Below are 14731 nucleotides of genomic sequence, written 5' to 3' on the forward strand. Positions count from 1 at the left end.
AAAAAAAGGTTTTTTATAATTTGTCTAAAAAGCGAAGCTTATGTAGGTTTTTTTAGAAATTCTTTTTTGTTGAGTTATAAGTTTTTCTAAATCTCGCTTTTTACCTTGCTCACTGAGAAAATGTCGCTGGGCTCTAGTAGTGATATGGCTGCTTGCTTTCCAATGATTTCTATTTGTATAATTTTTTGAGGATTTTCTAGATCCACCTTACCCCAGCTTATGTTTTCTGCTAGGGCTTCTATGATGTCTATCGTGTGATACTTGCCGTAAAATCGTTTGTTAACAGTTATCCTCCAGGTTTCATCCTGCTTTATTCCTTCTGCAAGTTTTATCACGTTTTCTTCCATTTCGTCAAGCTCTGAGGAACACCAGACGTCAATGGGAATATAGTTGTACGTGTACCAAAAGAGATCAGGCTGCTCTTTACACAGCTGTGTGAGCTTTTTGGTTACTTCTTTAGGATCTAAGGATGTTTGGATTAGAAAAATGCCTCTAGCTCTTGAGCTTAAGAAAATGGGTTCCTGCTCCCCTACTTTCCCTAAAACCCATAAAACCTCCTCCTTAGATTCTCTTTTGTTCTTCATATCATAGGTAACAAAAAGGCTTGGATTCTCCATTTAACATCCTCCAACCAAATATTTCGGGAATCTAAACAACTGAGTGTTAATATCTCATTATTGTAATCCTCTAAATTAAATCTTTGATTCTTAGTGGAAAGTAGAATCTTAAACTTTTAAAAATAGTTACAGAAGTGTGGAGTAGAGTTAGATTAAATGGAATAATTGAAATAAAGTTTATTTAGCTTATATGGTTTAAAAGGTTAAATAAATTCACAATCTGAAAAGTCCAGAGGGATTAATTATGAGTGATATTTACCAGGAGCTTAGAGCGGCTATCGTAAAAATCGAAACGGACAAACTTGAAGCCCTTAAAGAAGAAGTTTTGAAAACTCCTAACATTAATGTTGATAAACTCGTGGAAAATATTAGATTTGGGTTAGAAGAGGTTGGATTAAAATTTGAAGCTGGAGACTATTACCTCGCGGAATTGATACTCATAGGAACGGAAATTTCGGAAGCTGTGGAAAAATGGAAGCCGCTCTTTGAGAAAGAAGAGCTTAAAGCAGAGGTGAAAAAAGCGGTAATCGGCACCGTTGAGGGAGATATACACGATATTGGGAAAAACATTGTGGGCATGATGCTAGCCTCCAGCGGTTTTAAAATCATTGACCTTGGTAACGACGTCACGGCAGACAAATTTGTGGAAGCAGTTAAAGAAAACACCCCGGTCATCGTGGGCATGTCGGCTCTACTAAGCACCACCAGAGATAACATTAAAAAAACCATCGATGCTCTAAAAGAAAATGGGCTCCGAGACAAGGTTAAAATTATAATTGGAGGAGCGGCGGTGGACGATGACTTTGCAAAGGATGTAGACGCAGATGGTTACGCCGCCAATGCCGCTGAATCGATACGGCTGGTTGAGGGGCTTCTAGGAGGTCTATAATTTGGGCAAGCTCTCGCCTCGAGAGAGGGTGGAAATGGTTCTAAATCATGAGGAACCTGACCGGGTACCTGTAGATTTCGGAGGTATGAATAATTCCATTTATGAGATGCCAGACTGGTGGCCGAACAAGGCTCCTTACTATGGATACAAAGATTTTGTGGAGTACCTCGGCCTAAAGAATGTACCTAAACCCTACCTGAACTCTGGGAACTGTGTTATTAATGTGGATGAGAGAATACTTGACAAGTATGGGGTTGATTTCCAATACCTCTATATGTCCATGCCCAAACCCAAAATGCATCCTGATGGATCCATAGAAACCATCTATAGTTTGAAAGTGAAACCCGTGGGATACTATTTGGAGGTTTACGGTTCTCCTCTGACGGGTAAAATTACCCTCAAAGATATTGATAACTTCAATTGGCCTGATCCTGAGGATCCAGTTTTCTCCGCTAAAGCTAAGGACAGAGTTCTTAAGATGAAAAAGGGTAGCGACCGGGTGATTGTTGCGCTGGCTTCTTTTGCTGAACAAATATTTCAAAACTATGCTTGGATAAGAGGATTTAGTCAAATGCTGCTTGATATGCAGAGAAACCCTGAACTTTTCCACTATCTCACAGATGCTTTACTAACAGTGGAGGAGGGAATAATGGAGTCCTTCTACTCTGAGATAGGCGAACACATAGACTTTGCATATATAGCCGAAGACATGGGCACCCAGCAGTCCCCCTTCGTTTCTCCTAAACAGTATGAGGAGTACTGGAAGCCCTATCACAAACGGATGATAGAACATATTAAACAGTTCACAGACGCGAGAATAATGTGGCACTGCTGTGGCGCAGTTGCCCCCCTAATTCCTCACATGATTGATCTCGGTGTCGACATACTCCAAGTCATTCAGCCTCTGGCTAAGGGAATGGATGCTGAATCTCTCAAGAAGTCCTTTGGAGACAAGTTGACCTTCGATGGGGGCATCGACGTACAAAGGCTTTTACCAAAAAGTAAGCCAGAGCAGATTAAGGCAGAATGTAGAAGAGTGATTGAAATACTGGGTAAAAATGGTGGCTACGTTTTCGCCCCGGCCCACAACATCCAACCAGACACGCCGCCTCAAAACGTAGTGGCGATGCTCGAAGCTGGGGTTGAATACGGTAAGTATCCCCTCGGCAAGTAAGGGAATTTCTATCGAAAGGTTTTTGAAAAGTGAGAATATAAGGGTGATTATTTTGTCAAAAGAAGAATTGCTTAAAAAAATGGCTGACTCTGTCGTAAATCTGGATGTTGAAGAAGCGAAAAAGAGTGCCGAAGAAGCGCTAAAAATGGGGATCCCCCCACTTGAAGCAATAAATAAGGGTCTTGCCAAAGGGTTGCAAAAGGTGGGGGAACTCTTCGAAAATAAGGAGTATTTTCTTGCAGACATGATAATGGCAGCCGATGCTTTTAAGGAAGGAATGGAAGTCTTAACTCCACACATCAAAACAGAAGGAAGCAAGAAGGGAGTAATAGTTATAGGAACGGTTAAGGATGATGTCCACGATCTGGGTAAGAATGTGGTCTCCACCCTACTGGCTTCTGAAGGTTACGCTGTTTACGATCTGGGCATTGATGTTCCAGCAGAGGAATTTGTAAAGAAGGCCAAGGAAGTGGATGCGGACATCATAGGCCTTAGTGCGTTACTAACAACCACCATGGAGCGTATACCGGAAGTGATCGAAGCCATTAGGAAAGAAGGTCTGAGAGATAGGGTGAGGATTATTATAGGAGGGCGTCCTGTAACCTCTGAGTTTGCGGAGGAAGTTGGTGCTGATGCTTACTGTGAAGACGCTATAAAGGCCTTGGAGATTGTTAAAGAACTATTGGAGGTTTAAATCATGTCATCGGTTTTAGAACGTGCTCTTGTAACTCTGGGTTTCAAGGAGCCTGAGTGGGTTCCCGTGATTCTCTTCCCGGAATGGGACTTTCTCGCCGATCTGTATGGTGTGCCGTTAAAGAAGCTCCTTGATGATCCAATGCTGCAGATTGAGGCGGGTGACAAAATGAGGGAGCGCTTTCCTGAGGCATTTATAGCGACATCTGTGTGGGTGCCTTATGCTCACGCTTCTGGTTTTGGCTGTGTGCTCTCCGACCCTGAAGACGAAATCCCTGGAGTTAAAGAGGTTGTGGTAAAAAGTCTTGAGGACATTGACTCATTAGAGATTCCCGATCCCCATAGTGACGGCCTTATGCCTAAGTACATTGAGTATCTTGAGATTCAGCAGAAAGTTAAGGGGAGTGTGGGAACCGGAGACTTTGGCCCCGTGGAACTTGCCTGTGAAATCATGGGATTCACAAACTTCCTTAAACTTATATCACAAAATTCCGAGTATGCACATAAACTTTTAGACATCACAGTTAAATCCTGCGTCAATTGGTTTAACACCCTGATTGATACCATTGGCGGCTCCGCTATGTTCGTACTAGTAAGTGATCATACAACAGGCTTCCTTAGAGCCAAACACTGCGCGGAATTCTTCACCCCCTACTTGAAAAAATTCCTAGACAGCATAAGGAGCAAAGTGAGTATCATTCTTTACCATAATGAAAACTATGCAGCCCATGTCTTAGATCAAATAGCCCAAATGGAAATTAATATATTTCACTGCGGAGAAATAGGAGACCTAGAAACAGCAAAGAAAGCAACTTACGGTAAGTACACTCTTATGGGTAACATCCATCCCCGAGACGTGATGCTCAGAGGAACACCTCAATTAGTTGAGAAAAACTGCAAAGAGGTAATCCAGAAACTCGGACCTGGAGGGGGATTTATACTCTCAACTGGAGGAGGTGTAAGCAGAAACATACCACTGAGACACGTAGACATCCTCATAGAATGCGCTAAAAAATATGGAAAATCCCCCATTCAAACAACATAGAAAACAAAAAAGCTGCCAAAAATACCCAATTTTTTATTATATTTTAAGTATTTTTTTAGCGTTTTCTCCAAGAATCAGTCTAACTTCCTCTTCAGTGAATTTCAATCCGTATTCCTTTCCCTTTTCTGGAAGCTTTTTAATCCAATTAACCCATTCTTTTAGTTCCATCATGGCGTTAGCATAGGGCCAGTCGCTTCCAAAGAGTATCCTATTTTTAAATGGAACTGCGAAGGTGAGGGGTAAGTCCATAAGCATTCTCAGATTGTTTAGGAGAAAGCGGGGTGTTCCGCGTGCAAGCATCTGACCTGTATATGATATCTCTGTGGAGATTCCTGACTTTAGGGATCCTATTTCTGCTAGGGTGAGGGTACCGCTTATTCCACCTATGTGAGCTGCTATTATTTTTAATTCTGGGAAAGTGGTCTGAACATCGTCAAGGTATATTGGATTATTATATTTTACTTCAAAGGGGAGAAAAATCAAACCACAGTGGCAAAGTAGTGGCACATCATACTCCACACATTTCTCGTAGAGTGGAAAACATAAAGGATCGTTTGCATAGTAGCCAGCATCGGGGTGGAATTTGAGTCCCTTCATTCCCCACTCGGTAACCCCTTTTTCAAACAGCTCCAGAGCTTTTTCCCCTCTTCGCGGATCAACACCTACAAAGCTAATAAGCTTGTCTGGATATTCGTCAGCAGCTCTGGCGTGGTATAGGTTTTGTTCTTCTATTGTCATTTTGGCTTTGCCCACTTTCAACTCAAAATCAACCGGCATAATTACCGCTTTATCCACTCCTGCATTGTCCATATTTTCAACAAGTTTACTTGCATCTTTCTGCCAGAAATCGGGCATAATATTCCTTAATACTTGCTCGCTGGGAATATCCAAATTTTTAGAGAGGGACTGAGCTAAAAGATTCCAGTAAATGTCTGGATAAAAATCTCTGTGGCTTAGATGGCAATGTACATCAACTATCATTTATAGATTTCCTCCATTAAAAATGGGATTTTTTTACCTATTTATAATCGAATATGTTATATGTTTAAATGTTGATAATGAGAATATTACTAAATTTCAATTTGATATTTTAAGTTATTGGGAGGTTTGAAATATGAAAATCATACATAAAGAAGGAAAATTTGACGGAAAAGGCGGAATAAAACTATATTACCAATTCTGGAAACCGGAGCAAGTTAAAGCAGTTATGGTGGCGGCGCACGGCTTAGCTGAGTACTCGGAGAGATATACCCATGTGGCGGACCACTTCGCTAATGAGGGGATTGCCTTCTACGCATTGGATCATAGAGGCCACGGGCTTTCTGAAGGTATTCGTGGATATATAGATAGTTTCGATGATTACCTAGATGATTTGGACACCTTCATTGATATGGTTAAACAGAGTGAAAAAGGAAAAAAAATTATTCTTCTTGGGCACAGTCTAGGCGGAACAATAGCTATAGCCTACGCTCTAAAAAACCCGAAGAAAATAAATTACCTGATTCTGTCATCACCAGGATTAAAACTCGCCAGTGAGTTGGATCCAGAACTTGTAAAAGCAATTCTGGAGCTTTCAAAGAACAATCCCACTCAGGAGTTACCAAACCAAATAGACCCATACAACCTCTCACACGACAAACAATTATGCGAAAAATATGACAAAGACCCCCTAGTTTTTAAGACCATTACAGCTAGGTTCGCTGTAGAGTTCTTTACCACCATGGAGGATCTCCTAAAGAATGCGGATAAGCTGAAGGTTCCCACTCTACTTCTGGTCGCTGGTGATGATAAATTGGTAAGTCCCGAGGGAAGCAAGGAGTTCGCCAAGAGGGTAAAAGAGAAGGACTTCAAAATGAAAATTTACGACGGCTTCTACCACGAACTTTTCAACGAGGTTGAAAAAGAAAAAGTTTTCAAAGATGTAGATGCTTGGCTGAAAACAAGAATTTAAACAAAAATTGTAATTTAAAAATTTAGAAGATTTTTTAAACTTTTTTTTCAATATCATTATGATAAATATGTTTGAAGAAATTGAAGCGGCAAGGGAAAGGTTAAGGTCAATAGTTAATCGTACACCAGTAATGACTAGTCGTACTCTTGATGCTTTAACCGGAGGACTTATTTTTTTAAAGTGTGAGAATTTTCAACGCGTTGGCGCTTTCAAGTTTCGTGGAGCCTACAACTCTATAAATCAATTAACTCCGGAGGAAAAGCGAAGGGGAGTTATTGCTCATTCATCTGGCAACCACGCTCAAGCTATAGCCTTGGCAGCAAAACTCTTGGGTGTGAAAGCAATAATTGTTATGCCTAAAAATACTCCTCCAGTAAAGAAGACTGCTACACGTGGTTATGGAGCAGAAATCGTCTTATCTGGTAATAAGCCTACCGATAGGGAAGAAAAAGCTGAACGATTGAGCAATGAATATGGCTATACCCTTATTCATCCTTCTGATGATTTAAACGTAATTTATGGGGCTGGAACTGCCGCATATGAACTAATAGAAGATGTAGGCTCGCTAGATTTAGTGTTAGCTCCGGTGGGTGGTGGAGGATTGCTGAGCGGGACTTCCATCTCAGTCAAAGGCCTATGTCCTGAGGCGAAAGTAATAGGTGTTGAACCCAAAAATGCTGATGACGCTTTTCGCTCGTTTAAAGCAGGTAAAATCATTCCCTCAATTAACCCTCAAACAATTGCAGACGGACTCAGAACATCATTAGGAAACAACACCTTAAAGATTATACTAGAAAATGTTGATGATATTATAACCGTGACTGAGAAACAAATCATTGAAGCTATGAAATTCCTATGGGAAAGAATGAAACTCGTAGTAGAGCCTTCAGGTGCAGTCTCATTAGCCGGCCTACTATACGGAGACCTGGAGATCAAGAAAAGAAAAGTTGGAATAATAATTAGCGGGGGAAACATAGATCTAACAAGTTTCTTCAAACTCTTAGAACAACGTATAAAGAGTTAAATCAGCACTTTTTTGAATATTTTGCGTCACCGTTAAAACCATATTTTACTATATATTTAGAAAGGTTTAGTGCTCCAAAAGCATTTTTTCAAGGTGGTTTAATGGGCGAACTAAGATATAACCCGGTTCTTGATGAGTGGATCATCGTTTCGGGCAAGAGAAAAGAGCGACCCTTACTGCCTAGTGGTGTTTGCCCTTTCTGTCCCGGGTCCCCTGAGGTTCCTTCAGCTGACTGGGATGTTATGAGTCTTCCTAATAAGTTTCCTTCACTAGTTCCTGAACCTGATCCGCCTGAGACCGGGGAAAACGACTTTTACCATGTGGCTCCAGCCCAAGGAGTCTGCGAGGTGGTTCTCTACACTCCAGAACATAATAAAACTTTGGCAGACTTGAGTGTAGCTCATATAAGGAAGATAGTTGACCACTGGGCGTACAGGTACACTGACCTAGGGCAGAGGGACTATGTAAAGTACGTTTTCATCTTCGAAAACAAGGGCAGAGTAATAGGAGTTACCTTGGATCATCCTCACGGCCAAATCTATGCCTTCCCCTTCATTCCTCCTAGAATAGAGAAAGAGTTGGAGTCAAGTAAAAACTTCTATGATAAAAGTAAGGAATGCCTATTCTGCAAGATTAACGAGCGGGAAAAAAAGGACAAAGTCAGGGTAGTTATGGAAAACGATGAACACATCGCGTTTCTACCGTTTTATGCTAAGTGGCCTTTCGGTGTACACATTCACACCAAGAGGCATGTTCAAAGCCTTCCACAGCTAACTGGTGGAGAAAGGGATGGTCTGGCTCAGATTCTGAAGGAAGTATTGATGACTTTTGATGAGCTCTTTGACTTTAGCTTTCCCTACATTATGGCTCTCCATCAGCAGCCTACAGACGGGAACAATTATGGATATTATCATTTTCACATTGAATTCTCGTCGCCGGTCAGGGAAAAAGAGAAACTCAAATTTTTTGCCGGGGTAGAAGAATCCATGGGTACCGTGACATTTGATTATCGTCCAGAGGATAAGGCAGAGGAATTAAGAAAAGCTTATTCAAAAATTAGGTACTGAAAAAAGCTACTAACACGATGACAGTTTTTTAAGCCGAAAATGATTTTATTATGTTTCTTTGCCGGGATTACTGTTTTTGTTTATATTTTTCATTATTTTTTCGGCTAGAATATCTGCTATTCCTTCAAGTATAGGTTCAATGTACAATATCTCCACATTTGTGACCTGCTTTTTCACTTTTTCAAGTATCTCTGGAATATCTCTCTCCGTGTGTCTACAATGAGTTAAAAACAGAGGAACTACAATTATTTTCTCAAATCCTTTACTGGCAAGCTGATTTATGGTTTCAGGAATGCTAGGCGAGCAGAATTCTGAGTAACCCACCTCCACCTCTAACCCAGTTTTAGCCTTCACTTTCTCTGCAAGTTTTCCACTTTCCAATTTATGGGGATCATTTATTTCCCCAATATTCCGGGGCAGTTTTTTAACCATATCCGATATTTTTTCCATAATTTGTTCTGCCTGCTCCAAATCGTAGTCTAATGGAACATCTCCGTGAGCAGCTATAACAACTCCGATCTTCTCCATTTTCCTCACCTTTCATCGGTTAATTCTATTTATATGAAAGACAAATTTATAATCATGAAAGATGCCTTTTAATGATTATGATACAAAAAACGTTGAAAAACTATATGCATAATTTCATCGTAGATGTCTGCAAAGAAATTGGGCCGCGAGAATCTGGCTCAAAGGAAGAGGAACTTGCAGGAAACAGAATTGAAGAGGAACTAAAAAAATTCTGCAACAAAACACATCAAGAAGAATTTACCAGCAGTCCCACCGCTTTTCTGGGCTTCATTAGGTACGGGTCTATCATGATCGTTTGTGGAATCTTCCTCTATTGGCTCTCCGTCCTAACTGATCTGGGATGGCTTCAAGTTGGTACCAACTTTTTCAACTTAGTTTTAACCAGCCTTGGATTGACTCATGGTAGCTTTTCTGGTTTGATTTTCTCATTAATCGCCAGTGTACTTGCTGTTTTTGCGGTTAGTTACTTCATCCTAGAAGTAATGCGCTATAGAGAGCTAGTGGACTTTATGTTCCCAAAAAAGAAGTCCAAAAACATCATCGGAACAATAAACCCCTCAGGCAAAGCTAAACACACCATAATTTTTGCCGGACACCACGATTCCGCCTACGAATTTAACATATTCTACTATCTAAAGACGGTGGGTGGCTTAACTATTTTCGTTGGCTACGTTGGAGTAGTAATATTTAGCATCGTTAGTGTTTTGAAAACAATTTTCTATTTTCTCCCATTTAACTTAACACCAGTCTTCTTCTGGTTCGGAATTTTCTTCCTGTTTCTAGCTCCGATTGCCGCTATCTACATTTTCTTCCACAGCTATAAACCGGTGCCAGGAGCCTTTGATAACCTATCTGCAGTGTCTGTGGTACTGGGAATAGGCAAATATTTATCCGAAAACAAGGACAATCCAGAAATCTATCCCAAAAATACTCGCATTCATCTAATCTCTTTTTCCGGAGAGGAAGCCGGGCTACGGGGGTCGAAACGCTATGTTAAAAACCACTATGAGGAATTAAAGAAAAGTAACACTGTTTTAATCAACATGGATGGCATTGCAGCAAAAGACTGCGTAGTCATAATTGAGAAAGAAACACTAATCGGCGCTAAGCACAATCCAGAGATATGCAACACTTTACTAAAAATTGCTCAAGAACAAGGCATAAATGCCCGCTTAGGGGCTTTACCCTTTGGAGCGACAGACGCCGCGGCTTTCAGCCGTAAAAAATTGCCAGCAACAACAATAGGATCCCACGAACTAAAAGGAAGACTACCCGAATTCTACCATACAAGACTTGACACGCCGGAAGTAGTAGACAAAGAAGCTCTCGGACAAGTACTACAAATCTGTTTAGGATACATAAAATACATTGACAATATACGTTAACTCATAACATATACTTCTCACCTTTTTTAATAAAACAATAGACCCAAAATTCCACAACTAGGAGTTGTTAAAAATGGTTAAACCAAAAAACGAGAAGCCCCAGACACAACCTGTTTTTCCACAATACAAAGGAGTTGAAGAAGTATCTCCCAAAGTCTACTGTATAACCACTTTTGGAAACGTAGGCTTTGTTGTCACAGATGAGGGAGTGGTGGTTGTAGACACCGCTATTCACCAGTTTGGGGAATTAATTAGAAATGATATTCGGAAGGTTACTGATGCCCCAATTCACTCTGTGATTTACACCCATGGACACTATGACCACGCTTTTGGTGTTTGGGCTCTACTTAAAGACGCTGAGGAGCGAGGAGACCCCCCGCCCAGAATCATTGCCCACGAAAACGTTGTTCGGCGTTTCAACCGATACCGAGAACTCCAGGGTCAACAAGAATTCATTAATCGCATCCAGTTCAGCGTACCCGAAGGAATGAGCGCGGTTCCCATAGAATATTATTATCCCAATGTAACTTACCATGATCGCTTTAGCTTTCGGCTTGGTGGCTTGACCTTTGAACTCCGGTTTGGAATGGGAGAAACGGACGATGCCACCTGGGTTTGGATTCCCGAGAAAAAAGTCATCTTTTCCGGCGATTTTCTCCTCTGGTCCTTCCCCAATTTGGGAAACCCCTTCAAGGTTCAACGCTACGAGACTGAATGGGCGGGTGCCCTAGAACAGATGGCTTCACTCCATCCCGACATTCTAGTACCTGGGCATGGCCCGGTCATTCGGGGTGAAAAAATTCAAAAAGTTTGCCTCAATACCGCCCGAGCCCTGCGTTATCTCCATGAGGAGGTGGTGAAACGCTTAAACCAGGGTGCTTGGATCGAGCAGATACTAGAAGAGGTCCAACTTCCCGAAGACTTGGCTAATAAGTCCTATTTGGCTCCCATTTATGGATGCCCCACATTCGCTGTTCACGCTATACACAGGCGCTATGCAGGCTGGTACGACGGCAATCCCTCACATCTCTTTCCTTCAAAAACGGCAGACATTGCTAAGGAGGTTGTGAACTTGGCCGGCGGACCTGAAGCATTACTTAATAGAGCTAAGACTTTAAAGAAAGCAGGAGAAGTACAGTTGGCTCTGCATCTCGTGGATTTTGTCTTGGATAACCCTGAGACCGCTGATTTAAAGGACGCTCATGAACTCAAGGCGGAATTGCTCCAAGCCAAGGCTGAGCAGACAACAAGTTTTATTGCTCATAACATATTTATGAACGGTGCTCGTCGGGAGAGTCAGGTAGCGCGCAAATTAAAGTAACTTTTTATGAGCCGTAGCAAATACTATCTTCTTCACCGAAGCTGACTATTAAAAATTAAGAAAAAGAAAGGCAAACTACACTTCCATGTTACTTCGATTTTTAACTATGTTTGGACTGTTTCTGCATAGCTTTTTAGTGCCTGTTCAACTCTTCCTCTAAAATATAGTGCGACTAAAATGTTGATTGCCCAGAGAAGCCCCAAAAACGCTAACCCTTTTTTTAACACTAATATTCCAAGCCAACCAAGAAGTACCAGTGACCAAAACAGGAATGCCATTATGGTAGTTAGTGTAAGAGCGGCGACAATTAACTTTTCCCCTTTAGACCCTTGAACTATAAAAGATTTGACTCCTTCACATACTTTACCAAACTTTTCGAATCCCTTAACATCTTTAAAAGGACGAGTAAAAGATACTCCCAAGCTACCAATTACTACAAAGGGTAAGAAAATGAAAAAGAGCAACACCACAAACACCACAAACACCGTTGTAGCAGTAGAAAACGGAATCACTAGTTCGCCACCCCATTTTATCCCAAGAAAAGTGTACTCAAACACTGCATAACCTATGAAAAAAAGGACGAGCCTAGGGAAATAAAATAAAGCTCAAAGGCGATGGAAACAAATAACGGTAATAAAGAGAGTACAACCAATATCTGAAACCTTTTCAATGCACTTCTCGTATCTAAATCACGCCAAACCAACATATGATCGCCCCAAATAAAAGGGAAAAGTCATTTTATATGGACCTTCCTGCTATATAAAAAAGAAAAATGATACTGGTTTCATGCCCTTTGATTTTTAATTATGTTGGACCATTTCCCCGTATTTTTTTAGTAAGCGTTGAATCCTTGATTCAAAATGTAGTGCCATCAACAAAAAGATCGGGGGAGGAATCGTTAAGAAAATTAAGGAATGAATGTTTAATGTTAGTATTCCGAGCCAACCAAGAAATACAATTGAAAAAAATAGAACTGCTAGTATACCAGTTAGCATGAAGGCTGCGACAATTAGTTTTTCTTTCTTAGACCCCTGAACGGTTAAAGATTCTATTACTTCATGTACTCTCCCAGTGTTTTCGAATCCCTTAACATTCTTAAAAGGACGAATTAATATAATCCAGATACCATTTATCAAAAATAGTGTCAAGGAGAGGAAGAAGAGCACCACCACAAAAACTGTGGTACTAGTAATCACAGGAAACGCTAGGTCACCAAAATATTTTATCCCCAGAGAAGTGTACTCAAACACTCCGTACCCGGTAAAGAATGTAAAAGAGTAACCCAGTAACTCCTGATAAAAAGGAAAAATAGCCGCTATCCAAAACAATACTGCAAATGGTATATACAAAATGTATAACCTTTTTAACACGCTTTTCGTATCCAACCCACGCCAAACAAACAATCTATCAACCTCCAAAAAAGGGGAAAAGGAGAGAAAATAAAGTTAATTTCCTCCTTTTAACCGAATATTCCAGGAGGGACGTAGGGTCCCATCCATACCCAGTGTTCAAAGCCAAAGTTACTGCTAATCCACGTAAAGAAATTAACAATAGTAAGCGCTTGCCACCACTCTGTATAATAATAAACTCCGACAGGGAAGGGTGAAATCTGTTTTACACCCCCATCACAGTAAACAACATGAAAAGTACTCCAAGACCACAGCTCGACAGGATTAGTCGTGTATATGAGATGATGTCTATCCATTGTGCAGATGCCAAAGGTTGGGTCACGTGCATAGTTATACGCCGCAGAGTAAAGGTATTCATTGAGAATAATTGTACCTGCTACTGAAGCAACTACACCTGCAAGAGTTAATATACCACTCATAATTCCTAAAGCTGCTCCAGCCGGGGCTGCGGGTGTAGCAAGTAACACAAGCCCGGTTACAAAACAGAATGCAGCATATACTTCGAGAGTTGTGGTTAATCCGTCAAGTTCACTTACGGCACTACCTAAGAATGCCGCTGCCTCACTAACTCCGACGACTGAGGTGTCGTTACTGAAGCGTACGTAAGAGTAGATGTCCCATCCGTAGTAGCAGGGAACGTATATTCCCCAGTAGGGTATCCAGCTGATGATCACAAATTGAAGGTAGAACAGGTTGACTTTGTGAACGTATAGGTATGGGTCAACGATGACAGTCCCATCACTGCTCATTATGGTCACTTTGACCACGGTTAGGGTTGTTCCATTAATTTCCAGTGAGTATTCCTTGAACATGCTGGTGTAGGTGGTTCCGTTTACTTCGCTGGTGGTGTTCCACTGGTTTAACAGTTCACCGTTCTGAACCACGTAATTCACATCCATGGCTATAATGGCTTTTGTCAACTCTTGCATCTTATAATCGTTCTCCTGGGCAAGAACTTGGTCGTACAGTTTGAAGGCTTCCTTATATCTTGGGTTCTCATCTAGGAACTGGAAGAATAGAGGAGTAACGGTTTCACTGGTCGCGTTAAACAATGTGAATTTTATGGAGTTCTGTTTTGTCCATTTCTGAAAACCTTGGTTCAGGCTGTTTTGAATTTTATCCTTGATTTCTGGAATTTCTTCACGGATAAGCGCTTAGTTCTCTATCTTAGCTATTGTTTTTGAGTCTAGATCAATAATTGATTGAGTGGTTCCACCGTTTTGGTTTAGGAGGGTCATTCCCAGGGCAAGGTAGTTTGTTTCCGGAAGCTTAAACACGGGAACCGTAATTAGTCCTGTTCCAATACCCAAAACTATAACTATAATAACAGCTGACGCTACCCATTTAAATTTCCTATCCATTTTTCTCTCCCAAAGTTTTTACCCTACCCTTCATCACGCAAAGAGTAGGCGTTAATTATTATCCAGAATTTAATATATAAATTTATCTAAAACACACTTATATTATCTAAAACACACTTATATTAACGGTACAAGCTTTATTGTCAGCAATATATTCTTGAATGGTGTTCATCGAGAGCATCAATTTGCTCGTGAAACAAATTTGAAGTCATAGAACAGTATTTGAAAATGAAATAGGTTATTAAAACTGGTTTTGGCTGGTGAACA

At 40.9% G+C, this 14731-nt stretch carries 16 protein-coding genes; 9 read left to right on the forward strand and 7 right to left on the reverse strand.

Annotated features, from left to right (window positions below; all coding sequences use genetic code 11):
- Positions 1-86: 86 nt before the first annotated feature.
- Complete coding sequence (locus tag ACUVXA_RS06390; RefSeq protein ID WP_445870415.1) at positions 87-617, reverse strand: THUMP domain-containing protein; 531 nt, start codon at positions 615-617, stop codon at positions 87-89.
- 244 nt (positions 618-861) lie between these two features.
- Here ACUVXA_RS06390 and ACUVXA_RS06395 point away from each other — a divergent pair, with 244 nt between their 5' ends.
- From ACUVXA_RS06395 to ACUVXA_RS06410, 4 genes are read left to right on the forward strand one after another with little or no spacing between them, the layout of a single operon-like run.
- The gene (locus ACUVXA_RS06395) at positions 862-1506 is read left to right on the forward strand and encodes a cobalamin B12-binding domain-containing protein (RefSeq protein WP_445870416.1); all 645 of its coding nucleotides are present in this window, start codon (positions 862-864) and stop codon (positions 1504-1506) included.
- A gap of 1 nt (position 1507) precedes the next feature.
- Entirely contained in the window at positions 1508-2680 is a 1173-nt protein-coding gene (locus ACUVXA_RS06400) for a uroporphyrinogen decarboxylase family protein (protein ID WP_445870417.1), read from the forward strand.
- Between the two features lie 52 nt (positions 2681-2732).
- Positions 2733-3374, forward strand: a complete 642-nt coding sequence (locus tag ACUVXA_RS06405) for a cobalamin B12-binding domain-containing protein (protein ID WP_445870418.1) — start codon at positions 2733-2735, stop codon at positions 3372-3374.
- A 3-nt stretch (positions 3375-3377) separates the two neighbouring features.
- A complete protein-coding gene (locus ACUVXA_RS06410; RefSeq protein WP_445870419.1) occupies positions 3378-4418 on the forward strand; it encodes a uroporphyrinogen decarboxylase family protein in 1041 nt (346 codons plus the stop codon).
- Between the two features lie 36 nt (positions 4419-4454).
- Here ACUVXA_RS06410 and ACUVXA_RS06415 read toward each other — a convergent pair whose 3' ends face one another.
- Positions 4455-5399, reverse strand: coding sequence for an amidohydrolase family protein (locus ACUVXA_RS06415; protein WP_445870420.1), 945 nt, complete (start codon positions 5397-5399; stop codon positions 4455-4457).
- 133 nt (positions 5400-5532) lie between these two features.
- Between ACUVXA_RS06415 and ACUVXA_RS06420 the strand changes: the two genes are divergently transcribed.
- From ACUVXA_RS06420 to galT, 3 genes are all read left to right on the forward strand, one after another.
- Positions 5533-6369, forward strand: coding sequence for an alpha/beta hydrolase (locus ACUVXA_RS06420; protein ID WP_445870421.1), 837 nt, complete (start codon positions 5533-5535; stop codon positions 6367-6369).
- A gap of 67 nt (positions 6370-6436) precedes the next feature.
- Entirely contained in the window at positions 6437-7393 is a 957-nt protein-coding gene (locus ACUVXA_RS06425) for a pyridoxal-phosphate dependent enzyme (RefSeq protein ID WP_445870422.1), read from the forward strand.
- A gap of 101 nt (positions 7394-7494) precedes the next feature.
- Entirely contained in the window at positions 7495-8460 is a 966-nt protein-coding gene (gene galT / locus ACUVXA_RS06430; RefSeq protein ID WP_445870423.1) for a galactose-1-phosphate uridylyltransferase, read from the forward strand.
- A 48-nt stretch (positions 8461-8508) separates the two neighbouring features.
- Here the strand turns inward: galT and ACUVXA_RS06435 are convergent, their stop codons facing one another.
- Positions 8509-8988, reverse strand: coding sequence for a sirohydrochlorin chelatase (locus ACUVXA_RS06435; RefSeq protein WP_445870424.1), 480 nt, complete (start codon positions 8986-8988; stop codon positions 8509-8511).
- A gap of 71 nt (positions 8989-9059) precedes the next feature.
- Between ACUVXA_RS06435 and ACUVXA_RS06440 the strand changes: the two genes are divergently transcribed.
- Together ACUVXA_RS06440 and ACUVXA_RS06445 are read left to right on the forward strand one after the other, a co-directional pair.
- Positions 9060-10373, forward strand: coding sequence for a M28 family metallopeptidase (locus ACUVXA_RS06440; protein ID WP_445870425.1), 1314 nt, complete (start codon positions 9060-9062; stop codon positions 10371-10373).
- Between the two features lie 73 nt (positions 10374-10446).
- Positions 10447-11694: an alkyl sulfatase dimerization domain-containing protein gene (locus tag ACUVXA_RS06445; RefSeq protein ID WP_445870426.1), complete on the forward strand. Its 1248-nt coding sequence runs from the start codon at positions 10447-10449 to the stop codon at positions 11692-11694.
- Between the two features lie 104 nt (positions 11695-11798).
- Here ACUVXA_RS06445 and ACUVXA_RS06450 read toward each other — a convergent pair whose 3' ends face one another.
- From ACUVXA_RS06450 to ACUVXA_RS06465, 4 genes are all read right to left on the reverse strand, one after another.
- Positions 11799-12206: a hypothetical protein gene (locus ACUVXA_RS06450; protein ID WP_445870427.1), complete on the reverse strand. Its 408-nt coding sequence runs from the start codon at positions 12204-12206 to the stop codon at positions 11799-11801.
- A 288-nt stretch (positions 12207-12494) separates the two neighbouring features.
- Positions 12495-13097 carry a hypothetical protein gene (locus ACUVXA_RS06455; RefSeq protein ID WP_445870428.1) on the reverse strand — a complete coding sequence of 201 codons (603 nt, stop codon included), beginning with the start codon at positions 13095-13097 and terminating at the stop codon, positions 12495-12497.
- 56 nt (positions 13098-13153) lie between these two features.
- Complete coding sequence (locus ACUVXA_RS06460; RefSeq protein ID WP_445870429.1) at positions 13154-14155, reverse strand: hypothetical protein; 1002 nt, start codon at positions 14153-14155, stop codon at positions 13154-13156.
- Between the two features lie 102 nt (positions 14156-14257).
- Entirely contained in the window at positions 14258-14464 is a 207-nt protein-coding gene (locus ACUVXA_RS06465) for a hypothetical protein (protein ID WP_445870430.1), read from the reverse strand.
- Positions 14465-14731: the final 267 nt, after the last annotated feature.

It is taken from the genome of Candidatus Jordarchaeum sp. (genome assembly GCF_052745115.1).